Below are 22,155 nucleotides of genomic sequence, written 5' to 3' on the forward strand. Positions count from 1 at the left end.
AGGAACGTGGTCGTTGAGCGAGCTTGCGAGTCGAAACGCAGCGACGAAACGCCCCAGAGGACGGTGTCAGATGAGGGAGAGCTCCCGCAGCTTGGTCTCGACGTCGGCGTTGGACGGCTCGACGTGGTGCGAGGCATCCGGGTATACGACGACGGGAATGTTGGTGCGCCCGGAGATCTCGCGGGCGACGTCGGCAGCGGCGGGATCGACGACGAGGTCCACGTAGGTGTACGAGACGCCGAGCTGGTCGAGCTGCTTCTTGGTGCGGATGCAGTCGCGGCACCAGTCCGCGCCGAACATGGTGATGGTCGAGGGGGAGGTCATCCTTCCATTCTCACCCGGGAATCCTGGACGGGCGCCGGGCGCCGAGCGCCCGGCGGACGTGCTACCAGACCGTCGGCTTCGGGGGCTGGTAGGCCCACACGTCGAAGAACGTGGTGAGGTCCTGGCCCGAGATCTCCTCGGACAGTGCGATGAAGTCGGCCGTCGTCGCGGTTCCGCCGCCGAAGCGCGCGACCCACTCCTGGGCGATGCCGAAGAACGCCTCGTCGCCGACCTCCACCCGCAGCGCGTGGAGAAGCGCCGCACCGCGGTTGTACACCGGGGTGCCGAAGAGCCCGAGCGGACCGGGATCGGCCAGCACCGTGTTCCAGGCCGACTGCGACGGCGAGTTCATCAGATTCGAGAACCGCGTGGCGGCCGTCGTGCCGCCGTTGTGCTCCGTCCACATCCACTCGGAGTACGTCGCCCAGCCCTCGTTGAGCCAGATGTCGGCCCAGCGACCAGGGCTGACCTGGTTGCCCATCCACTGGTGCGCGAGCTCGTGGGCGACCGTGCCGAGGCTGGCGGACGTCGAGAAGAACGATCGGGTCTGGGTCTCGAGCGCGTAGGACACCGAGTCGTTGTCGACGATGGCGCCGTACGAGACGAACGGGTAGTCGCCGTAGAGGCCCTCGAAGAACGTGAGCATGTCACCGGTGCGCGCGAGGTTCGCGTACTGGGCCGGGGTGCGCGTCACGTCGATCGCGTCGATGATCGGCGTGCCGTTGGGCGCCGTGTACTGCTCGAGCCGGAAGTTCCCGATCGTCGAGGTGGCGAGGTACGACGCCATCGGGTCGGGGGCGTCCCACGTCCACGTCGTCTTGCCGTCGGCGGTCTCCGAGCCGACGAGCAGCCCGTTGGCGACCGCGGTCAGCCCCTCCGGCACGGTGATCTCGAACGAGTACGTCGCCTTGTCGGTGGGGTGGTCGTTCACTGGGAACCACGTCGACGAGCCGTCGGGCTCGCTCACCACCATCGCCCCGTCGCGGGTCGTGACCCAGCCGTACAGCGCGTCCTCGATGTCTCGGGGGCGCGTGGTGGTTCCGCCGTACGTCACGACCACGCTCGCGGACTGGCCCGTCTTGAGCTTCGGGCGCGGCGTGACGACGAACTCGCCGCCCTGCTGCGCGAACGCGGCGGGCTTGCCGTTCACGACCACCGACGACACGGTGAGGTCGCGGAGGTCGAGGTTGAAGCGGTCGAGGTCGGCAGTGGCCACGATGTCGAGCGTCGCCACCGCCGCCAGGTCGCCTTCGAGCGGTGCGGGATCCGCCGCGGGCGGCGTGTAGTCGAGGTCGAGGGCGTAATGCCTGACGTCGATGCCGCCGTTGCCCGAGACCGGGAAGTACGGATCCCCGATGCCATCGGCACCGGGAGCGTAGCGCTCCGCCGGGCGGGCGGCGGCCGCCGTCGCGGCGGTCGAGCCCGCCAGCGAGGCGACGAGCACTCCGGCGGCGAGAGCACCGGCGACGACCGACCTCGCCGTCTTCGACGACGGTGTGCGGCGGAACAGACGAGTGGGCACGGCATCCTCCCCAGGGTGCGACAGCAGGCGGTTCACGCTAGCTTCCTCGTGTTTCCCTTCCATGTCGAGGATGCGTCCGACGGATCGCGGGCGGCGGAGGCGGCATCCGTCGCCAGAGGTTCGGAAGCCGTTCAACGCTGCGTCGCACGGATCGCGGGGCGGCGGAGGCGGCATCCGTCGCCAGAAGTTCGAAAGCCGTTCAGCGCTGCATGGCAGGATGGCGGGCGATGCAGCTGTCGATCATCGTCCCGACGTACAACGAGGCTCCCAACGTGGCGGAGCTCGTCCGCCGTGTCGCCGCCGCGCTCGACGCGGTGCCCGGTGGCATCGACGCCGAGATCGTCTTCGTGGACGACAGCACGGATGCCACGCCCGACGTGATCCGCGAAGTGGCGGCGTCCGCCCCGCTGCCGGTGCGCCTGCTGCACCGCGAGAAGGCCGCCGGCGGTCTCGGCGGGGCGGTGCTCGAGGGCTTCGCGGCGGCCGAGTCGGACGCGTGCCTCGTCATCGACGGTGATCTGCAGCATCCGCCCGAGAAGATCCCCGAGGTGTGGCGCAGGTTCTCGCGCGGCGACGTCGACGTCGTCATCGCCTCGCGCTACGCCGGCGGCGGGACGGCGCACGGCCTCGCCGATCGCACGCGCGTGATGGTGTCGAAGGCGTCGACGGCCGTGACCCGCGCGATGTTCCCGATCCGGCTGCGCGATGTGACCGACCCGATGACCGGGTTCTTCCTCATCGACCGCCGCAGCGTCGATCAGGCGCTCCTGCGGCCGCGCGGCTTCAAGATCCTGCTCGAGCTGCTCGCGCGCCGGCCGATGCGCGTCGCCGAGGTGCCGTTCGACTTCGCCGACCGCCACTCCGGCGAGTCGAAGGCGTCGGTGCGCCAGGGCCTGCACTTCCTCACGCAGCTGACCGCGCTGCGCTTCGGCAAGATGTCGCTGTTCGCCGTGATCGGCGGTCTGGGCGCGGTCGCCAACGTCGGCATCGTGTGGGCGCTCACCCAGCTCGGTGTGGACGACATCATCGCCGCGATCATCGCCGCCGAGGTGACGATCATCGCCAACTTCCTGCTGCACGAGCGCTTCGTCTTCCACGACATGCGCGAGAACGCGTCGGGTGTCTGGCAGCGCTTCGGCAAGTCGTTCGCCTTCAACAACGCCGAGGCGCTGGTGCGCATCCCGATCGTGGCGGTGATGGTGTCGACGGGCCACATCTCCGCGGTCGTCGCGACCGCGATCACCCTCGTGCTGGCGTTCTTCGTGCGCTTCCTGTTCCACTCGCTCGTCGTCTACGCGCCCCGCAAGCCCGGCCTCGCGCCGACCGCCGCCCGCCGCTTCGTCGAAGAGCTCGACGCGCAGGCGACAGCCCCCGGCGAGCTCTAGCGGGATGGATGCCGCAGCCCGCGGCATCCGGATCCCCTCCCGCTCGCACGGGGCGGCGGACGTCAGCCGATGAGGTTCACCAGCGCGTCGAGGCCCATGCCGTAGTTGATGCGCACCGTCGGCAGGGCGAGCTTGTCGGTGCCGATCGTCACGTAGCCGGGTTCGATGGTGCGGGCCATCTCCCAGCCGGCCTGGCGGAGGCCCTCTTTGGAGGTGTCGTTGTAGTGGCCGAAGGGATACGCCACGACCTCTTTGACGCCGAGCACGCCAGCGGACGCCGTCATGTCGGCGATGATCTCGGGCACGCCGAGGTTGGTGATGAGTCCGTCGCCGTTCGCACCGGCGCGGTGCATGTCGTGGGTGTGCGAGCGGCGGAGCACGTACATGTTCGGCGGCGGATCCTGCCGGTAGGCAGTGATCATGAACGACGTCGAGAGCACCTTGTACTTGTCGACGACGGGCACGGCGAGGTCGAACCAGGTCTGGTCGGCATCGTCGTCGGTCACGATCACCGAGTGGTTCGGCAGGAACAGCCGCCCGTCGATGAACGCCGACAGCTCGTCCCAGGTCGGCAGGTAGAAGCCGGTCGTCGCGATGTGGTTCAGGTGAGCGTCGAAGTCGCCGATGTACGCGTAGTTGCCGCGCAGCCATCCGCTCTCGCCCTGGGGGTTCGCGGTGAACTGGTGGTACATGAGGATCGGGATGCGGGCGTCCTCCGCCGCATTCTGCTCGGGGCTCATCCACGCGCCGTGGAGCGTCACACGGCGGTCGGTGCAGACGACGGGTTCGGAGCCGTTCACGCGTCCCGGGATGGCCAGAGTCGCGGCATCCGCCGGCGTCGCGTACCACCCGGCGAACACGAGCCCGTCGCGCGCGGGGATGGGCAGGCCCGCATACAGCGCGCCCTGGGTCTGGAGCATCGGGGCGTCGCCGATGCCGTCGCCGGTGAAGCTCACGGCGCAGGCGGCGGGATCCGTGGCGGTGCCCAGCAACTGCTCCTCGGGTGTCAGCGGGGTCTTCCCGGGGTCGGGCGTCGCCCGGGGCGAGGCGTCGGGCGTGACGGCCGCGGCATCCGGCTCGCGACTCTCGACGCCGGCGCGCGCGAACCCGATCGCCGCGACGGTGCCGCCGATGGCGGCGAGCACGACGACGGCGCCGGCGACGCCCACGAACAGGCGCCGGCGACGCACCCGCGCGGAAGGCCGCGCGGGACCTGTGCCGAAAGTGGCCATACGACTCCCCCAAGAGTCCGGACCTCGCGTCCCCCAACGCTCGGCCCCTGAGGGGATGGTAGCGGGATGCCGCCGCCGCGGCCCGCTGAAAAGCCCCGGTTGTGGAGAATGCCGGCGTGACGTGCGAGAGGTGCAGTCGCTACGCTCGGATGCCGTGCTGCCCCTGGACTGGATCGAACATCGTCGCGCCGACGGCGAGCTGCTGGGGTGGATGGCCGCCGACGGCGAGGGCTTCCGCGTCTTCGACCTGCTCGGGCGGGAACGCACGTCGACCCGAGGCGACGACGCCATGGACTGGCTGGCCGCCGAGGAGCTGCTCGACGAGCTGGGCATCGCTTACCTCGCCGATCGATGGACCTTGCGCTTCGCGGACGGTGTCGAGCGACCGGTGCGCATCGCCGAGGCCAGCACGCGGGGTATCACCGTGGTCGCCGACGAGTACGGCGCCGCATCCGCCGTCGGCGGGGATCCGGAGCGCTTCCGGCTGCCCTTCCCGGTCACGGACGAGCTCAGACCGCGCTGACCCGCGACCGGTTGCGGACGTCGACCATCGGCATCCGTCCCGATACGACGCTGCCCGGTGACCGAAGTCACCGGGCAGCGTCGTGCGAGGTCAGGCGTCAGCTGAACGTGGCCATGAGGGCTGCGATCGCCTGCGCCACGTCGGAGTCGGGCGCCGCACCCGACTTCTTCACGGCGTTGTCGAGCTGGGCGGCCACGGCGCGGGCGTTGCTGCCGTCGCCGGAGAGCAGCTCCGCCTCGTCGATGTGCTTGCGCACCTGCGTGAGCTCCTGAGCTCCGAGCTTTCCGGCGCGTTCGGCCTGATCGACGTACGACCGGACCACCGCGAAGCTCGGCGCGTGCTCGTACCGCGGCTGGGCCTGTGCGTTGAACAGGTCCACCGTGTACTCGCCGGCGGCGGCGATCTCGTTGGCGCTCAGCTGCGCGCTCGGCTGCAGTGCGAGGCTGTCGAACCCGCGGCCGATCTCGTTGCCGAAGACGTTGCCGTTGTACCAGTACGTCGACCAGTAGCCGCCGGTGACGAGACGCGTCGCGTCGTTCGGGCCGCGGTCGAAGTACGCGATCTCTACCGGGTTGGCGCTGTCGGTGAAGTCGAACACCGAGAGGCCGCCCTGGTACCAGGCCTGCACCATGATGTCGCGACCGGGCACCGGGATGAGCGAGCCGTTGTGCGCGACGCAGTTCTCCTGCGCGGTCTGGATCGCCGGCATCTTGTAGTAGCTCGCGAACTGCAGCTTGCCGTCCACGATGTCGAAGATCGCGTTGGCGCCCCAGTTCTTCGGGTCCTCCGCGCGGCAGCGCGGCGAGCTTCCGCCGCCCCACTCGTCGGTGAAGACGACCTTGGTGCCGTCGTTGTTGAACGTCGCCGAGTGCCAGTACGCGAACCGCGGGTCGGTCACGGCATCCAGGCGCACCGGGTTCACCGGGTCGCTGATGTCGATCAGGATGCCGTTGCCCTCGCACGCGCCGGCCGCGAGGCCGATCTCGGGGTAGGCCGTGATGTCGTGGCACGCATCCGTTGCCGACGTGCTCTGGAGCCCTTCGCCGTGGCTGCCGCCCGGCCACAGGCCCGCAGGGCTGCCGCTCTCGGCGACGAACAGGCGCGCCTCGTTCACGACGGCCGCGGAGGCCGGGTCGGCGAGCGGAACCTTGATGACCTCGACCTGGAAGCGGGCGGTGTCGATCGGGTTGCCGTTGGCGTCCAGGTAGGCCGCCTCGGTGTTGGCGTTCGTCGGGTTGACGCAGCCTTCGAGCGCCGTGGTCGTCGTGCGGACGCCCGCGGTGCCCGACACGTAGACGTACACGTTCTCGGCGTCGTCGGGGTCTTCCACGACGGTGTGGGTGTGCGATCCGCGGCACGTCTGGACCGCGGCGACCTGCACCGGGCTCGTGATGTCGGAGATGTCGAACACGCGCACGCCGCGGAAGGTCTGCGGGTCGGTCGCGGGCACCGAGACGGTGCCGCAGTCGAGGCGGCCGGGGCCGGACTCGACCGACATGAACAGCAGGTCGCCGAAGACCGAGACATCACCCTGGCCGCCGGGGCAGACGAAGGTGCCGTCGAGGGTCGGGGCCGCCGGGTCGGAGATGTTGTAGATCTGGAAGCCGTAGTAGTTCCCGGCGATCGCGTAGTCGCCGGTGAAGGCCAGGTCGGAGTTGGTGGTGAACGGCGAGGTCTTCTGCTGCGCCGACAGGAGGGCGATGTTGCTCGCCGCCTGCTCCGCGTCGTGCAGGCCGGCGGCCAGGCCTTCTCGGGGGTCGGAGTCCGGGACATCGGCGAGTGCCGCGGTCGCCGTCATCATGGAGAATCCGAGCGCCAGCGAGCCGACAGCGGCGAGCGTGCGGGTCCTCCAGCGTGATCTGTGGGGAGATCGTGTCGTCATGCGGGGATGGCCTTCCAAATCAGCATTGCATCATCGATATGTCGGTTTGTTCCTCAGGCCGAAGTGCATTCCGCGCCGTCTGGGGGCGACACCGATCGCACTTCGCATACTGCATGCGTATGCAGTTATATGAATGGAACGTATCGGTGCCGCATGAGCCACCGCTACAGAAATCGTTAACTTTCTGTTTCCGTCGCTCGCTTCCGGCCGCTCGGCCGCGCATGATGGAGCAACCCCCTACGAGAGGTTCGATCATGTCGACGCCGACCCGATTGGTCTCGCTCGGTGCCGCCGTGCTCCTCATCGTCGGGCTCTCCGCCTGTACGGCGGAGCCCGAAGAGGCAGCGCCGCTGCCGACGAGTCCTGTCGTGCAGCTGGGCGCTCCGGGCGAGCCGAACCGGACACTGTCTCCGGAGGAGGCGGCCGGACTCGGTTCGCCGACGTACGTCGAGCAGGATGTGCTCTTCGTGCGCGACATGCTCCACCACCACTCGCAGGCGATCCAGATGACCGGCTACGTCGACGAGCGCACGACGGACGAAGACATCCGGCTGCTCGCCGAGCGCATGAACGTGAGCCAGGCCGACGAGATCACCCAGCTCGAGACCTGGCTGCAGACACGGGGCGAACCCGTGCGCGATCCGGACGACTCCCACGCGCACAGCGCGGAGTCGATGCCGGGACTCCTCACCGATGCCGAGCTCGCCCAGCTCGAGGCAGCCGAGGGCGAGGAGTTCGAGCGGCTCTTCCTGGCGTACATGATCAGGCACCACGAGGGCGCGATCCAGATGGTGACCGAGCTCTACGCCGACGGCGGCGGCCAGGAATCCGACATCGATGCGTTCGCCCGCCATGTCGAGGCCGACCAGGGCATCGAGATCGCCCGCATGAAGGAGCTGCTCGCCGAGCGCGAGGGCTGATCCCGCGGGGATCGGCCGGCGGGTTCACCCCGAGACGATGGGATGCCCCCGCGATCCGTGGATCGCGGGGGCATCCGTGTGCGACCCGCAGGCCGGGGCGTCGCCTCAGCTGAACGTGCCCGCCAGTGCGGCGATCGCCTGCGCCAGGTCGGAGTCGGGCGCCGCACCCGACTTGCGCGCGGCGTTGGCCAGCTGGTCGAGGACCGACTGGTCGTTGCCCTTGGCGGCGAGAGCCTCGGCCTTGTCGAGGTGTCCGCGCACCTCGCTCAGCGCCTTGCCCGTGAGCGTTCCGGCCCGCTCCGCCTGGTCGACGTACGAGCGCACGACCGCGAAGCTGGGCGCGTGCACGAGCATCGTCTGCAGCTGGGCGTTGAACTCGCTCTGCTGGATCTCACCGGCCGCGGCGATCTCGTTCGCCGACATCATCGCGCTCGGCGTGAGCCCGAGCGTCTCGAAGCCGCGGGCGATCTCGCTGCCGAGCACATGGCCGTTGTACCAGTACGTCGACCAGTAGCCACCGAGGTTCAAGCCGGTCGCATTCGGCTCGTCGATCGGACCACGGTCGAGGTAGGCGATCTCGACCGGTTTGGCGGTGTCGGTGAAGTCGATCACCGAGACGCCGCCCTGGTACCAGGCCTGCACCAGGATGTCGCGACCCGGCACCGGCACGATCGATCCGTTGTGGGCGACGCAGTTCTCCTGGGTCGTCTGCACGGCCGGGAGCTTGTAGTAGCTCGCGAACTGCAGCTTGCCGTCGACGATGTCGAACAGGGCGTCGGCGCCCCACTGGGGCTGATCGGTCGCGCGGCAGCGCGCTGACGTGCCGCCGCCCCACTCGTCGGTGAAGATGACCTTGGTGCCGTCGTTGTTGAACGTCGCCGAGTGCCAGTACGAGAAGTTCGGGTCGGAGACCGCGTCCAGCCGCACCGGGTTCGCCGGGTCGGAGATGTCGATCAGGATGCCGTTGCCCTGGCACGCGCCGGCGGCCAGGCCGATCTCGGGATAGGCCGTGATGTCGTGGCACGTGTTGGTGTTCGGCACCGGGCCGTAAGGCACGCCCGACGGGTGCAACGTGCCGGTCAGCGTGTTCTGCAGGCCGTTGAAGGCGCCGGTGTCGGGATCGGCGAAGATCCGCGGCTGGTTCACGATCGCCGCCGTCGCGGGTGCCGCGAGCGGCACCTTGATGACGTCGATCCGCCACTGGGTGGGGTTGCCCTCCGTGATCGGCGCCTGCGTGTTCGACGACACGTTCTCGCACCCGGCGAGCTCGAGTGGCGAGCGCACGTTCGACGTGCCGGAGTTGTAGATGTAGATGTTCGCAGGGTCGTCGGGATCGGTGACGAGCGTATGCGTGTGCGATCCGCGGCAGGTCTGCACACCCGGCAACTGCACCGGGTTGTCGATGTCGGTGATGTCGAAGATGCGCACGCCGCGGAACCGCTCGAGGTTGACGGGGCCGGGTGCTCCCTGCGTGCCGCAGTCGATGCGGCCGCGGGTCTCTTCGACCGACATGAACAGCAGGTTCCCGTAGACCGACACGTCACCCTGGCCGCCGGGGCACACGAACGAGTTCCGCAGCGTCGGGGCGCCGGCATCCGTCACGTCGTAGACCTGGAAGCCGTTGAAGTTGCCGACGACGGCGTGGTCGCCGGTGAAGGCGAGGTCGGAGTTGACGAAGCCGAAGTTGCCCGGAGGGGCGTCGAACGGAGCGACGCGGGGGAGGCTGGCGAGCAGCTCGATATTGCTCGCGGCGACCTCGGCGTCGAAGTATCCGGGAGCGAGCCCCTCACGGGGGTCGTCCTCGGCGGCTGCGGTGGCTGCGGTGGCGCTCATCAGCGACGCGCCGAGCAGGAGTGCTCCTGCTGCGGCGAGCGTGCGCTTGCGCCATCGCGTGGGTTGGCGGGTGAACTTCATCGGTCGTGCCCCTCTCACTGCGCTGGAAACGAATGCCTCCGGCAGGAGTCCTCGCGCACGACGACGTGCGAGGGGGCAGGCCCTGGGGGAGGCCGTTGATCGGAATCTATCGGCTCCCGGCGACGGTGGCTAGGACCGGTTTCACACAATTCCCGTCGGCCTGCCCCGCCCGGCCAAGCGTTCTGCGAACCCGGTCGTCGCCCGGCTGAGCGTTGTGCTCACCCCGGTGAGCGCTCCTGCGCTCGCTGGCGTATCGCGCGCCGAATGCCCGATCGTCGAGCCTCAGACCGCGATCCTGGCGGAGTGCACGATGGACGGGCGTACCCCGGGTGGCCGCTTCGGGCGCTCGCTACAGTGAACGCATGACGACGTTCGTGCTCACCGTGGTCGGCGACGACCGCTCAGGACTCGTGGCGGCGGTCGCCGACGTCGTCGGAGACCACGGCGGGAACTGGGAGAACAGCCAGCTCGCCGAGCTGTCGGGCGCCTTCGCCGGCATCATCGAGGTGTCGGTCCCCGCCGAGCGCGCCGATGAGCTGCGGGCGGCGCTCACGGCCCTCGAGGGTCTGCTCAAGGTCACGGTCCACCCCGGCGCCGCCGAGCCGCCGCGGGCCCCGTCTCGCCCGCTCACGCTGCAGGTGATCGGCAACGATCATCCCGGCATCGTGCGCGACATCTCCGCCGTGCTGCGCAACCACGACGTCTCGATCGACCACCTCACGACGCGCACCGCCGAGGCCGCCATGTACGGCGGACGGCTCTTCGAGGCCACGGTCGTCGCCCGGGTTCCGGCATCCGTCGATCTCGATGCCCTCACCGGCGAACTCGAGCGCCTCGCCACCGAGATCCAGGTGGACGTCACGCTCGCACCCTGAGCCGGCGTCCGGCCCTCGGAGCCCGCTCGCCTTCAGGCTGCGCGGACCGGTCAGGCCCGTGCAAGCGTCAGCAAACGCCAGGCCCGTCTAAACGTCAGGCCCGTCTGAACATCAGGCGAGGTCGCGCAACCGCGCGGCGAGACCGGTGCCGTCGCCCGCCCGCCGCTCGTAGCCGACGGCGATGATGAGCAGCACCGCGCCGACGACCGACAGGGTGATCCACCAGGGCATCGCCTCGATGCCGCGGCCGATCTGCACCATGAACGCGAGCAGGTTCTCGATCGGCAGCACGACGATGCCGATGAGGAACGGCGCGGCGAGGCGCTGGGTGGCGCCGACGAGGATCGCCACGAGTGCGATCGCCATGACGAGGATCGCGCGCCACGTGCGGGGGTCGGTGTAGGTCGCGGCGACCGAGGCGCTCAGCATCGTCACGAGCCCGGGCGCGAGCAGCGGCCACGATCCGGTCCAGCCCGCGGGCCATGCGGTGAGGGACCTGATCGGCGCCTCCACCGCCGGCCGGCGCAGCGCGATCGCGCCGGCGGTGAGGAGGAACAGCCCGAGGGGCAGCGAGAACCATTCGACGCGCAGGTCGCGGGGGCTCCACGCGACCACCGCCGTCACGAACGACACGGCGAACAGGAACCACACCGGCGGCAGCCCCGTCGGCCCGCGCAGGCCGCGAGCCGCGACCGCCACCATCAGCGTCAGGAAGCCGAGCAGCAGCGCCCACATGGTCCAGACGACGAACCAGTCCCGTTCGATCGCCGGCCAGGTCGCCACCCCCAGGATCAGGACGGCCGGAGCCCCGAGCCATCGCGTGTCGGCGAGCAACGACCCCTGGGGCGCGCTTCGGCGCAGGGCGCGCGCGGCGCTCGCCGCAGCCCCGCCGCCGATCAGGCCGAACGCCAGCGCCGCCACGATGGCCGGGTCGGTGGGCGCGGCATCGAGGCCGGCGCTCCACCGCACGCCTTGCACCGCCGCCGCCGTCGCGGCCAGGATCGCGACGCCGAGCGTCGGGGCGCGCAGCGCACGGAGCCGGCGCACGCGGGGAGTGGACGCGCGTGTGACGATGACGGATGCCGCCACCAGCGCCCACGCGGCGGCCACCAGCGCGTATGCCCGGGCGGGGAAGCCGGACTCGATCGACAGCGCCGGGATCACGGCATCCGTCCGGTCGAGGGCCAGCGCGACCAGCACCGGCACCACCGCGATCGCCAGCCCGGCGGTGTACATGCCCACCGCGCGGCGACCGCGCGCCGTGAGCACCGCGGCGACGACCGCGGCGCCGAGCGCCGGCGGCAGCAGGTAGGGCTCGAGCCCCGTGACGCCGGCGATGCCCCAGGCGCTCCACAGCGCGCCGGTGAACGCCGCGCCCGCGAGCGGCCACGCGTAGCGGCGCGGCGCGGTGAGGGCGGTCGCGGTGAACCCGACGCCCAGGATCACGAGCACGAGCAGGGTCGTCGGCAGCCCGGCCGACGTCCGGACGAGCGAGAGTGCGACGGCGATCGCCGCGGTGAGAAGAGCGGATGCCTCGACAGCCAGCCCTGCGGCGTGCGCCTGGGCGTGCGGCAGGCGCCGGTTGAGCGCACCGCCGATCAGGTCGGCCGACGTGAGTACTCCGGCGACGATCGCGGCGATGACCGGGAGCACGACCGGCGAACCGCTCATCGGCAGGAGCTGCGCGCCAAGGCAGACCGCCACCACTGCGACGGCGGGCACGAGCGTCGCGGCGGCGAACGTGCGCACGACGACCCCGAGACCCTCGCGCGTCGTGGTGACCAGGGTGAGCGCCAGGCCGAAGATCACGGCGGTCGACAGCGCCGTCCAGCCGCTGCGCTCGAACACCACCTGCAGCACGCCGATCGCGAAGGGCACCGCCGTCACGACGAGCACGGCGTACCACTCGCGCGAGGGCACGCGTCGGGCGAACGTCACCGCGATGGCGACCGCGCCCGCGGCGCAGGTGGTGAGGCACACCACGATGAGGGGATCCGCGCCCGCCTGGGCGAGTGCGGTGGCGAGCACCACCAGCGCGTACGCGAAGCCGACGCCGACGTGCACGAACCGTGCCCCGCGCGGCACAGTGAGAGCGAGCACGCCGATCGACGCGACGACGGCGGCGCCGGCCCAGACGGTGAGGTCGTCCTCCCGCCACGACAGCACCGCCGCGAACACCACCGCCGCGTGCGCGCCGGCGACGAGCGGCATGCGCACGGCGGCCGAGGCGCCTCGCAGCGCGGTCGTGACGACCGCACCCGCGATCACCGCGGCGGCGAGGCCGAGCGCGACGCGCGCCCACACCTCGAGCCCCGGCAGCGACAGCACCGTGAGGAAGGCGAGCACCGCGTACCAGGCGCCGAGGAACCCGAGCCATCGCGTGCCGAGCGGCTGCGGCATCCGTTCCCCGGCGAGGTCTGATGCGAGCGAGGTGCCACCCAACGCGTCGTCGACGGGTACGGCGATTCCGGCACCCGACACCGCCGGGGTGTGGGGCGTGCCGGGCGCATTCGGGGCGTGCGCCGCGCGCCCCGAATGCACGGTGTGCGCCCCAAACCTGTGGGGAGTGGATGCCGCGACATCGGCTGCGGCCGTGGGCGCGTAGTCGCGCCAAGTGAGGGCGGCGAACGAGGCGAGCGACAGGGCGAGGGCCGCGAGTCCCGTCGTCAGTCCGATCGCGTTGCCGGGCAGCAGGAACATGCGATCGGTGGACGGGCTCGCGAGGGCGCCGGCGAGCGACAGCAGCGCCGTGAGCGTCGGGATGACGGCGATCACCGCGACGACGGCGACCGCGCCGCTGAACAGGGCTCCGCGTGCGACGACGCGATGAAGCGGCGTGGCCGCGCCGACGGCGACGAGTCCGATGCCGGCGGCGGCAGGGAACGCCGCGAACCACGTGCCGACTCCGAGCGGCGGCATGGCGATGGGCAGCACCGTCGTCGCGCCGACGAGCGCGGCGCCCGCGACGCCGCTCCACAGCTGTCCCGCGGGGTGGTGCGCCGAAGCGACGGCGATCGCCGCGATCGAGACCAGGGTGGCGCTCGCCAGGTACGCGGTCGGCACGGCGGTGGCGGCCTCCGTCCCCCACACCGTGACCAGCGCGGCGGCCGCGAAGCCGAACTGCGCGACCGTCAGTGCCGTGCGCTCGGCCCTGAGCGGGCCGGCGAAGCCCGCGGATCCGCGCGCGGCGAAGGCCACCAGCGCACTCGCGGCCGCGGCCGACGTGAGCCAGCCCGCGGTCGTGGCGAGCGCCGAGCCCGCCCCGAGGGCGAGCAGGAGCGGAACGAACGAGAGCGCGAGCAGGCCGGTCCAGAGCCAGGCACGGATGCCGGCCCGCGGGCCGAGCGCCGCCAGCGCGCCGCCCGCGATCAACGTCGCGAGCGCGGTGAACACCCAGCCGTTCGACTCCGGGGGCAGGAGCGGAAGCGCCGCGGTCACCGTGAGCGCCAGGAAGACGACGCCGAGCGAGCCGATCGCCTCGGCCGAGAACCGCAGCCGCCGGCGAGCCAGCAGTGCCGAGCCGCCGAGGAACGCCGCCGCGATCGTGCCGACGATCGCCGCTCGCGGCCATGGGTCGGCGAGATCGGGGTTGAAGAACGTGAACACCACGGCGGCGACGGCCACGAGCGCCGCCCCGGCGACCGCGAGAACGGACTGCACCGTCGCGGATGCCCGTGCTGCGACCGCGTCGCCGGGGCCGCGCGACGGCGCGACCACGGAGGCTGCGTGCTGCGGCGCGGTGCCCGCTGCTTCGGCGGCGGCGCTCGCCGGCGCAGAGATCGGGACGAGGGGCACCTGCTCGAGCAGAGCCTGTCGCGCCCGCAGTGCGTCGGCGGCGTTCCGAGAGGCCAGCCAGAGGTCGCGGCCGATGGCGCCGGCGAAGTCCGCACCGCAGGCGGGGCAGCGCTGGTCGTCGACGATCCCCGTGGCGCAGACCGGGCAGCGCGCGACGTCGAGCAGCTCGGCGATCGCCGTGTCGCTCCAGGCGTGCGTGCGCGGCGCGCTCGCCGTTGCGGCAGTCACGCGTCACCCTCTCTCGCCGCAATCGCGGCGGGATGGTCGTCGGGCACCCACTCGAGGATGTCGCCCGGCTGACAATCCAGCACTCGGCAGATCGCGTCGAGGGTCGTGAAGCGCACCGCCTTCGCGCGCCCGTTCTTGAGCACCGAGACGTTGGCGGGGGTGATGTCGATCGCCGCCGCGAAGTCGGTGACCGACATCTTCTTCTTCGCCAGCTGCACGTCGAGGGTGATGATGATCGGCATCAGACCACCTCCGAGAGATCGTGCTCAAGCTGCGACGCCTTGCGCAGCAGCCCGCGCAGCACGACGAGCAGGAGTGAGAGCCCCGCGCCCACCACGATGCCGAGCAGGCACAGCAGCACGATCGACGGCGATCCCGCCGGGGCGGTGATCAGGAAGCCGAGGGTCGTGACGACGAGCACTGTGGCAAACACGACGGCCCAGAGGCTCACATCCACCCAGACGAACGCGCGCGGCGTGAAGATGCTGTCCGCCCGCACGAGGGTCAGCAGCCGCCAGACGCAGACGAGCACCACCTGGGCGCAGAGGGTGAAGACCACGCCGATGACGATTCCGGGCACCTCGAGGTAGGCGAGGTACGGGTACATTCCGGCGAGCGATCGCGCCATTCCCGGCAGCACCACCACCTGGCAGAGCAGCAGCAGGCCGATCAGCACGGCGATGATCGCCTTCAGGACGACGATCGTGGTGGGGCGCATCGCAAACCTATCGATAAACGGCAAGGACCTATCGACAAACAATAGCCCTGGCATCCGTCTTCGGCGCAAGAGGGAACCCTGAGAAGCGCCTGGCAACCGCCGGGGTGGCCGGCCGGGGGCGTGCGGGAGTAACGTGCGGAGGCGTGGGCTCCCTGATCTACTTCAACTCCGCGTCGCTCGACGGCTACATCGCCGGTCCCGACGGGCGGTGGGACTGGGCGACCCCCGACGCCGAGGTGCACTCGTTCGTCAACGAGCTCATGGCTCCCGCGACCACGCACCTGCTCGGGCGCCGCGTGTACGAGGTCATGAAGGTGTGGGACGAATTCGCGCTCGAGGAGCTGTCTCCTGCCGAGCGCGAGTTCGCGCTGCAGTGGCGCGACGTCGACAAGGTCGTCTACTCCCGGTCTCTCGAGTCCGTGTCGACCGACCGCACCGAGCTGCGCTCGCACTTCGACCCCGCCGAGGTTCGGGCGATGACGGATGCCTCGTCCTCCCCGATCGCGATCGGCGGCGGCGAGCTCGCCTCGGCGGCGGCACGCGCCGGCGTGCTCGACGAGGTGCACATCATCGTGGCACCGGCGGTGGTCGGCGGCGGCATCCGCTTCCTCGACGAAGGGCTGCGGCTCGATCTGGAGCTCTTCGACGAGCGCCGCTTCGCGAACGGCTCGGTGTACCTCGGCTACCGCGTGCGGCGGGGAAATGAAGAAACCCCCTCCATGTAGAAGCTAGGAGAGGGTTTCAGTGGCTCCGACGGGCGTCGATCCCGTGACCTCACGATTTTCAGTCGTGCGCTCTACCAACTGAGCTACAGAGCCGCGCGGCATCCGTGCGAGGAATACTCCTCTATACAAGACCTGCCGCGTCCTAGACGAAAGGCCCTCTTCGAAAAAAGGGCCCGTCGCTCGGAGCGACCCTGACGGGACTTGAACCCGCGACCTCCGCCGTGACAGGGCGGCACGCTAACCAACTGCGCTACAGGGCCATGCTTTTTAATTGTGGGAGTGACCCCAACGGGATTCGAACCCGTGCTACCGCCGTGAAAGGGCGGCGTCCTAGGCCGCTAAACGATGGGGCCGGGTGAACCCTGGGGCTCACTGCCGAGGACCAAGCATACGTAATGACTGGGCAAAACGCCAATCGAGCGCGTGGCGCTCTTGTGGATCGAGCGATCCGGGCGCACACTGGCCGGGTGGCCGCTGCCCGAGGCGGCGGTCGCTCTGCGCCACTGGGGGTTTGCGCATGTTACTGATGTTGCTAGTGTGAAACGAGTTGACGCCGCAGGGGGGAGGACCCGGTGCAGCCCGAGAACGTCACCGTGAAGGCCATGGCCGATGACGCCGCGGAGTGCGGGTGCGCCCCTTCCGCGAGTGAGCAGCAGCGGCTCTGGCCCGCGATGAACCGGCGCACAGCGCTCGGGCTCGGGATTCTGGGCGTGGCCGCGCTGGGCGCGGTGGGCGGCTCGATCGGCCCGCTCGCCAGTCCCGCCTTCGCCGCCGACTATCCGTCGTGGGACGACGTCGTCGCCGCGAAGAGCAACGAACAGGCAAAGGCTGCCGAGGTCACTCGGATCCAGGAGCTGATCGCCGGGCTCGAGGCGGATGTCGCGGCCAAGAAGCAGATCGCCCAGCAGCTGTCCGACGAGTTCTATGTCGCGCAGCAGGAGTACTTCGATGCGGCGCTGCGGGCCGACCAGCTGCAGCAGCAGGCCGACGCTCAGGCGGCAGCCGCGGTGGATTCCGCGAACAAGGCCGGCCGCGTGGCGGCACAGCTGTACCGCAACGGCGGCGACGACACGTCGCTCGAACTCTTCTTCGCCGGCTCCGCCGCGTCGGCCGACGACCTGCTCGCCCGCCTCGGCACGATGGACAAGCTCGTCCAGCGCAATCAGGACGTGTACGCGGAGGCGGTGACGGCCCGCGACTCGGCGCAGAGCCTGAGCGATCAGGCGGCGGTGCAGCGCGTCGAGCGCGACCGGCTGCAGAAGATCGCCGAAGAGAAGATGGTCGCCGCGCAGAAGGCGGCCGACGAGGCCCAGGCCGCGCTGGACACCCAGAACGCCAAGCGGGGCGAGCTCGAGGCACAGCTCGCCGCGCTTCAGGACACCGTGGCCAAGACCGTCGCCGACTACGAAGAAGGCGAACGCGTCCGCAAGGCGGCCGAAGAAGCGGCTCGCGTCGCGGCGGCCGCTGCCGCGCGCGCCGAAGCCGAACGCATCGCCCGCGCGAACGCCGCCGCCGCCGCGGCGGGTGGCGGCGGCGGTGGTGGCGGCGGTGGCGGAGGCGGCGGTGGCGGAGGCGGCGGAGCCGTCGTCGGCTCCGGCTGGGCCCGTCCGTCGTCGGGCTGGCGCAGCTCCGGCTATGGCCCCCGCACGGTGCAGTGCGGCAACAGCTACTGCTCCAGCGGGTTCCACTACGGCGTCGACCTCGCTGCCGGCTGCGGGGCCGGTATCTACGCGGCCTCAGCCGGACGCATCGTGTACGCCGGCGGGAACGGCGGCTACGGCAACTACATCAAGATCGACCACGGCGGCGGCATCGGCTCGGGCTACGGGCACATCCGCAGCGGAGGCATCTTCGTCGGCGTCGGTCAGTGGGTCAACGCCGGTCAGCTCATCGCGAGCGAGGGCAACACCGGCAACTCGTTCGGCTGCCACCTCCATTTCGAGGTCTACGTCAACGGCGGGACCGTGAACCCGATCGACTTCATGGGCGCGCGGGGCATCGGCGTCTGAGCCCGCACGCCGTCTGAAACGACGAGAACCGGATGCCGCGGCATCCGGTTCTCGCGTGAAAGCCCTGCGTCAGAGCGTGTTCGGGGCGACGCCCTCACCCTGGGTGCGGGTCTCGCCCTCGTGCTGCTTGAAGCGGTCGAAGGCCTCGCCGACGAGGCGCTCGGCCTCGGCCGCACCGGCCCACTCGTCGACCTTGACCCATTTGTTGGGCTCGAGATCCTTGTAGTGCTCGAAGAAGTGCTCGATCTCCTTGCGCGTGTACTCGGGGATGTCGTTCACGTCCTGGACGTGCGACCAGCGCGGGTCCTTGCCGAGCACCGCGACCACCTTGTCGTCGCCGCCGGCTTCGTCGCTCATCTTGAGCACGCCGACGGGGCGCACGCTCGCGAGCACACCGGGCGCGAGATCGAAGTCGAGCAGCACCAGCACGTCGAGCGGGTCGCCGTCCTCGCCGAGGGTGTTCTCGAAGAACCCGTAGTTGGTGGGGTACCCGAACGCGGTGTAGAGGATGCGGTCGAGGAAGACGCGGCCGGTGCCGTGGTCGACCTCGTACTTCACGCGGCTGCCGCGCGGGATCTCGATGACGGCGTCGTACGCGCCCATAGTGGTGCTCCTTCGGAAAGACGGTGGGATGCCGCGACAAGCCTAGTCGCGGGACTCTTTCCGTCGTGCGTCGGTCTTCGGCCGATGGCTCGCGGGGTTGTTCGGTGAAAGAATCGGGCCGAATCGGCTCGAGAGGCCGCTTTCGGCGCGGCTGTCGCGGATCCAGCCCGACACTTTCACGCAGGTGGCGGGATAGCGTGGGCGGGTGGATGAGCGCCGACCCGGACTGCACCCCGCCGTCGCCGAAGTGCGGCTCGCCGTGCGCCGTGCGCTGACGACGCTCCCGTCGGGCGCGACGGCGATCGTCGCCCTGTCCGGCGGAGCCGACTCGCTCGCCCTGGCGGCGGCGACGGCGTTCGAGGCGCCGAAGCTCGGTCTGCGCGCGGCAGCGGTCACCGTCGACCACGGACTGCAGGACGGATCGACGGATGCCGCAGCCGCCGCGGCGGCGAAGGCCGAGGCCCTCGGGTTCGAGGCCCGCGTGGTCCGCGTCGAGGTCGGCGCAGACGGCGGGCCGGAGGCGGCCGCTCGCGAGGCGCGCTACGCCGCGTTGCGAGACGCCGCCCGCGACACCGGGGCGGCGGCGATCCTCCTCGGCCACACGCTCGACGACCAGGCCGAGACGGTGCTGCTCGGCCTCGCGCGCGGCGCGGGCGCCGCCAGCCTGCAAGGCATGGCCGACGCCGCCGAGCTCGACGGCGTCGCCCTCCTGCGGCCGCTGCTCGCGGTGCGGCGGTCCACAACCCGGGCGGCGTGCGCGGCCGAAGGCCTCGAGCCGTGGGACGACCCGCAGAACGCCGACCCCCGCTTCGCGCGGGTGCGCGTGCGCGAGACGGTGCTGCCCGTCCTCGAAGCCGAGCTCGGCCCCGGCATCGCCGACGCCCTCGCCCGCACCGCGGCGCAGCTGCGTGAGGACGCCGAGGCCTTCGACGAGATGATCGACGAGACGATCGAGGACATCGTCGAGCACGCCGAAGCGGGGATCTCCGTCTCGGCGCCCGCGCTCGCCGCGAACCCCGCAGCCCTGCGCAACCGCATCATCCGGCACGTGGTGGCGAGCGAGTTCCACCAGAGCCTGACGCGGACGCAGACGATCGAGGTGGCGCGCCTGGTCACCGACTGGTCGGGCCAGGGACCCATCGACCTTCCCGGATGCCGCGCCCGCCGCGTCGGCGGGCGCATCGAGTTCACGGCGCGCTGAGTCGCGGGCGGACGCTCACAGGCGCAGTGGTCGCAAACCCCGGGCGGGCATGGGGAATTGTCCCCTCCGAACCCCGGCCCGCGCCCGGATATGGTGGGGCGATCATGGCAGACGTCGAGTTCGAAGACTCGGATCTCACCGAGGCGGTCCTGAACCTGCAGAAGGCGGGCGACGTCCCGGGCGACGGGTTCTGCCAGGCCTTCGGCGTGCTCGGGTCGCCCGTCGTCGAATCGGCCCTCGGCGACGCGGACGCCATCATCCGGCAGGCGATGAGCGCGCTCGCCGGTGTCGGCCACGACCTGTCGGTGGACGTCGACACCGTCCACACCGAGCTCCGCGCACTCGACGCCCAGCTGGCCGGGGCATCCGGATGACGGTGCCGGGCCTGGCGGCCGACCCCGGCGAGGGCAGTGTCGACGGCATCCGCGATCTCGCCGCGTTGTTCCGCACCCGAGCCGGTGCGGAGCGCGATCGCAGCACGCACGCGCACAGCGCGCTGCGCGCGCTCACCCCCGTCACGGCCGTCAGCGTGGACGCGCTGCGGCCGCGCATCACCGTGGTCGCCGGCCGCTTCACCGACGTCGCGGATGCCGCCGACGAGGCGGCCGGGGTGCTCGACGAGTACGCGGACGCGCTGGCCGATCTGCAGCGCCGCGCCGCGTCTGCGCGGGAACAGGCGGAGGGCGACTACGCGGCGATCCAGACCCGGCGTTCCATCGCGCTCAACGCCGCGTCGGAGTTCGTCGTGGGCTGGTCGCTGGAGTGGGACGAGGTGCTCCCGTCGTGGTCGTACCTCGACGACCCGTCGCTCCTCGACCGCTGGCAGGGGGCGATCGACGACTATCGCGCGGCACGGGACGCGTACAACGCGCTGCGCGACGAACGAGACCAGCTCGACCACGACACGGCCGCGCGGCTGGCCGGCATCCCGCTCATCGCCGAGATCACCCACGACGGTGTCGTAGGTGCGGGCGGCTTCGTCGCGGCGACGGCGCTGTGGGCCGGCGACACCGACGCCGTGACGGCCGAGCAGATCGCGGCGCTCGGGGACCCCGAGCTCATCAGGCAGGTCTGGGACAGCCTCGACCGGGCGGAGAAGGATGCGCTGATCGCCGTGTCGCCTGACGTCATCGGCAATCTCGACGGCATCCCCATCGGCGACCGCGTCGCCGCCAACCGTCTCAACATCGAGGACGAGATCGCCGCCCGCGAGGCCGAGATCGAACGGCTGGAACGGCTGCGCGACGCCGCGGTCGACCGCTCCTACCACGGCCAGGGCTCGGTCGAGCAGGAGTACGACGACCTCATCGCCGAGCAGCAGCGCCTGATCGACTACTACCAGGGGCTCCTGACGCAGGAGATCCAGGTCGTCGACGAGACCGGCGCGGTGCGCACCGAGACCGGCGCCCGGGTGGTGGTCTTCGACCCGTCGCACCAGGCCATCGCCACGTATCACGGGCCCCTCGACCCCGTGACCGGCGACATCCCGTCGTGGGTGCGCTCCGTGGCCATCTCGGTCCCCGGCACCGGATCGAACATGACCGACTTCGGCGACGAGCGTGCCGCCGACCTGCAGGCGGCCGCCGGCCCCGGCACCGCGGTGTTCCAGTGGGCGGGCGGCGCGTTCCCGCAGTCCATCCCCGAGGCGATGAGCGCGTCCTACTCGCACGACCTCGCGCCGCGGCTGCGCGACTTCGCCGCCGGCATCGCCGTGCCCGGCAGTGCGACGCTGACCGTGCTGGGCCACAGCTACGGCGGCGCGGCCGTCGGACTCGCCGAAGCGGCGGGGCTGCGCGCCGACCGGGTGCTCTACGTCGCCGCGGCGGGCATGGGCGACGGCGTCTCGAGCGTGGACGACTTCCCGCATACTTCAGACGTGCCCCATTACGCGATGATGAGCCGAAACGACATGGTCGTCGGACTCATCCAGGGCCGCGAGGGCGACCTGCACGCCCTTCACGGGCAGTCGACGCTCACCGCCGACGGGGTCACGCGCCTCGAGACGGGTGCGATCGACGCGTCCCGCCCCGACAGCGACGACATCGAGGACTACAACGTCCCCGGCAACGGCACGCCGTCGGCGATCGACAGTCACAGCTCGCTCTACACGCCCGGCTCGACGGCCTTCGAGAACATGGTGGCGGTGATCACGGGCGGGCAGGCCGAGGTGTACGCCGAGAACGAGATCATCGTCGCGGGCGGGCGGCCCATCACGATCGACGGCATCGACCGTGACGATTACGAACCCGTCTACACGGAGGTCGACTGAGCCGTGCGCCGAATCGTTGCCGCCGTCGCC

Annotated in this window: 18 protein-coding genes and 3 tRNA genes; 9 read left to right on the top strand and 12 right to left on the bottom strand. The window is 70.9% G+C overall.

Features of this window, described 5'->3' with window-relative positions; translation table 11 throughout:
• Positions 1-66: 66 nt before the first annotated feature.
• Both ABG085_RS01410 and ABG085_RS01415 read right to left on the bottom strand, forming a co-directional pair.
• Complete coding sequence (locus ABG085_RS01410) at positions 67-324, bottom strand: glutaredoxin domain-containing protein (RefSeq protein ID WP_347977667.1); 258 nt, start codon at positions 322-324, stop codon at positions 67-69.
• Between the two features lie 61 nt (positions 325-385).
• Complete coding sequence (locus tag ABG085_RS01415; protein ID WP_347977668.1) at positions 386-1,882, bottom strand: M1 family metallopeptidase; 1,497 nt, start codon at positions 1,880-1,882, stop codon at positions 386-388.
• Between the two features lie 191 nt (positions 1,883-2,073).
• Here ABG085_RS01415 and ABG085_RS01420 point away from each other — a divergent pair, with 191 nt between their 5' ends.
• Positions 2,074-3,231 carry a glycosyltransferase family 2 protein gene (locus ABG085_RS01420; RefSeq protein WP_347977669.1) on the top strand — a complete coding sequence of 386 codons (1,158 nt, stop codon included), beginning with the start codon at positions 2,074-2,076 and terminating at the stop codon, positions 3,229-3,231.
• 62 nt (positions 3,232-3,293) lie between these two features.
• Here the strand turns inward: ABG085_RS01420 and ABG085_RS01425 are convergent, their stop codons facing one another.
• Positions 3,294-4,463, bottom strand: coding sequence for a polysaccharide deacetylase family protein (locus tag ABG085_RS01425; protein ID WP_347977670.1), 1,170 nt, complete (start codon positions 4,461-4,463; stop codon positions 3,294-3,296).
• Between the two features lie 130 nt (positions 4,464-4,593).
• Between ABG085_RS01425 and ABG085_RS01430 the strand changes: the two genes are divergently transcribed.
• Entirely contained in the window at positions 4,594-4,986 is a 393-nt protein-coding gene (locus tag ABG085_RS01430) for a hypothetical protein (protein ID WP_347977671.1), read from the top strand.
• 97 nt (positions 4,987-5,083) lie between these two features.
• Here the strand turns inward: ABG085_RS01430 and ABG085_RS01435 are convergent, their stop codons facing one another.
• The gene (locus tag ABG085_RS01435; protein ID WP_347977672.1) at positions 5,084-6,787 is read right to left on the bottom strand and encodes a hypothetical protein; all 1,704 of its coding nucleotides are present in this window, start codon (positions 6,785-6,787) and stop codon (positions 5,084-5,086) included.
• Between the two features lie 335 nt (positions 6,788-7,122).
• On the opposite strand from ABG085_RS01435, the gene ABG085_RS01440 reads away from it, so the two are divergent.
• The gene (locus tag ABG085_RS01440) at positions 7,123-7,788 is read left to right on the top strand and encodes a DUF305 domain-containing protein (RefSeq protein WP_347977673.1); all 666 of its coding nucleotides are present in this window, start codon (positions 7,123-7,125) and stop codon (positions 7,786-7,788) included.
• A 105-nt stretch (positions 7,789-7,893) separates the two neighbouring features.
• Here the strand turns inward: ABG085_RS01440 and ABG085_RS01445 are convergent, their stop codons facing one another.
• Positions 7,894-9,702, bottom strand: coding sequence for a DUF4398 domain-containing protein (locus ABG085_RS01445; protein WP_347977674.1), 1,809 nt, complete (start codon positions 9,700-9,702; stop codon positions 7,894-7,896).
• 362 nt (positions 9,703-10,064) lie between these two features.
• On the opposite strand from ABG085_RS01445, the gene ABG085_RS01450 reads away from it, so the two are divergent.
• On the top strand, positions 10,065-10,577 hold the full coding sequence (locus ABG085_RS01450) for an ACT domain-containing protein (protein ID WP_347977675.1): 513 nt from the start codon (positions 10,065-10,067) through the stop codon (positions 10,575-10,577).
• 111 nt (positions 10,578-10,688) lie between these two features.
• Here the strand turns inward: ABG085_RS01450 and ABG085_RS01455 are convergent, their stop codons facing one another.
• The 3 genes from ABG085_RS01455 to ABG085_RS01465 are packed head-to-tail and all read right to left on the bottom strand — an operon-like array spanning position 10,689 to position 15,318.
• Positions 10,689-14,600: a hypothetical protein gene (locus ABG085_RS01455; RefSeq protein ID WP_347977676.1), complete on the bottom strand. Its 3,912-nt coding sequence runs from the start codon at positions 14,598-14,600 to the stop codon at positions 10,689-10,691.
• Positions 14,597-14,842, bottom strand: coding sequence for a helix-turn-helix transcriptional regulator (locus ABG085_RS01460; RefSeq protein ID WP_347977677.1), 246 nt, complete (start codon positions 14,840-14,842; stop codon positions 14,597-14,599). Before ABG085_RS01460 ends, ABG085_RS01455 begins: the two co-directional genes overlap by 4 nt.
• On the bottom strand, positions 14,842-15,318 hold the full coding sequence (locus ABG085_RS01465; protein ID WP_347977678.1) for a DUF2975 domain-containing protein: 477 nt from the start codon (positions 15,316-15,318) through the stop codon (positions 14,842-14,844). Before ABG085_RS01465 ends, ABG085_RS01460 begins: the two co-directional genes overlap by 1 nt.
• Before the next feature lie 143 nt (positions 15,319-15,461).
• Between ABG085_RS01465 and ABG085_RS01470 the strand changes: the two genes are divergently transcribed.
• Complete coding sequence (locus ABG085_RS01470) at positions 15,462-16,043, top strand: dihydrofolate reductase family protein (RefSeq protein ID WP_347977679.1); 582 nt, start codon at positions 15,462-15,464, stop codon at positions 16,041-16,043.
• Positions 16,044-16,063: 20 nt separating this feature from the next.
• Here the strand turns inward: ABG085_RS01470 and ABG085_RS01475 are convergent.
• The 3 genes from ABG085_RS01475 to ABG085_RS01485 all read right to left on the bottom strand — a co-directional run bounded on the left by ABG085_RS01475 (position 16,064) and on the right by ABG085_RS01485 (position 16,396).
• A tRNA-Phe gene (locus ABG085_RS01475) sits at positions 16,064-16,136 on the bottom strand.
• Between the two features lie 93 nt (positions 16,137-16,229).
• Positions 16,230-16,303 (bottom strand) — tRNA-Asp (locus ABG085_RS01480).
• A 20-nt stretch (positions 16,304-16,323) separates the two neighbouring features.
• Positions 16,324-16,396, bottom strand: a tRNA-Glu gene (locus tag ABG085_RS01485).
• Positions 16,397-16,645: 249 nt separating this feature from the next.
• Here ABG085_RS01485 and ABG085_RS01490 point away from each other — a divergent pair.
• On the top strand, positions 16,646-18,052 hold the full coding sequence (locus ABG085_RS01490; RefSeq protein WP_347979255.1) for a peptidoglycan DD-metalloendopeptidase family protein: 1,407 nt from the start codon (positions 16,646-16,648) through the stop codon (positions 18,050-18,052).
• 69 nt (positions 18,053-18,121) lie between these two features.
• Here ABG085_RS01490 and ppa read toward each other — a convergent pair whose 3' ends face one another.
• Positions 18,122-18,655 (bottom strand): inorganic diphosphatase, encoded by a 534-nt coding sequence (gene ppa, locus ABG085_RS01495; protein WP_347977680.1) that lies wholly within the window; start codon positions 18,653-18,655, stop codon positions 18,122-18,124.
• Positions 18,656-18,860: 205 nt separating this feature from the next.
• Between ppa and tilS the strand changes: the two genes are divergently transcribed.
• The 3 genes from tilS to ABG085_RS01510 all read left to right on the top strand — a co-directional run bounded on the left by tilS (position 18,861) and on the right by ABG085_RS01510 (position 22,125).
• Positions 18,861-19,856, top strand: coding sequence for a tRNA lysidine(34) synthetase TilS (gene tilS, locus ABG085_RS01500; protein WP_347977681.1), 996 nt, complete (start codon positions 18,861-18,863; stop codon positions 19,854-19,856).
• 104 nt (positions 19,857-19,960) lie between these two features.
• Positions 19,961-20,230, top strand: a complete 270-nt coding sequence (locus tag ABG085_RS01505) for a hypothetical protein (RefSeq protein WP_347977682.1) — start codon at positions 19,961-19,963, stop codon at positions 20,228-20,230.
• Positions 20,227-22,125 (top strand): alpha/beta hydrolase, encoded by a 1,899-nt coding sequence (locus ABG085_RS01510; RefSeq protein ID WP_347977683.1) that lies wholly within the window; start codon positions 20,227-20,229, stop codon positions 22,123-22,125. The genes ABG085_RS01505 and ABG085_RS01510 overlap by 4 nt, the downstream gene beginning before the upstream one ends.
• Positions 22,126-22,155: the final 30 nt, after the last annotated feature.

It is taken from the genome of Microbacterium sp. ProA8, from assembly GCF_039905635.1.
Taxonomy (GTDB): Bacteria; Actinomycetota; Actinomycetes; order Actinomycetales; family Microbacteriaceae; genus Microbacterium; species Microbacterium chionoecetis.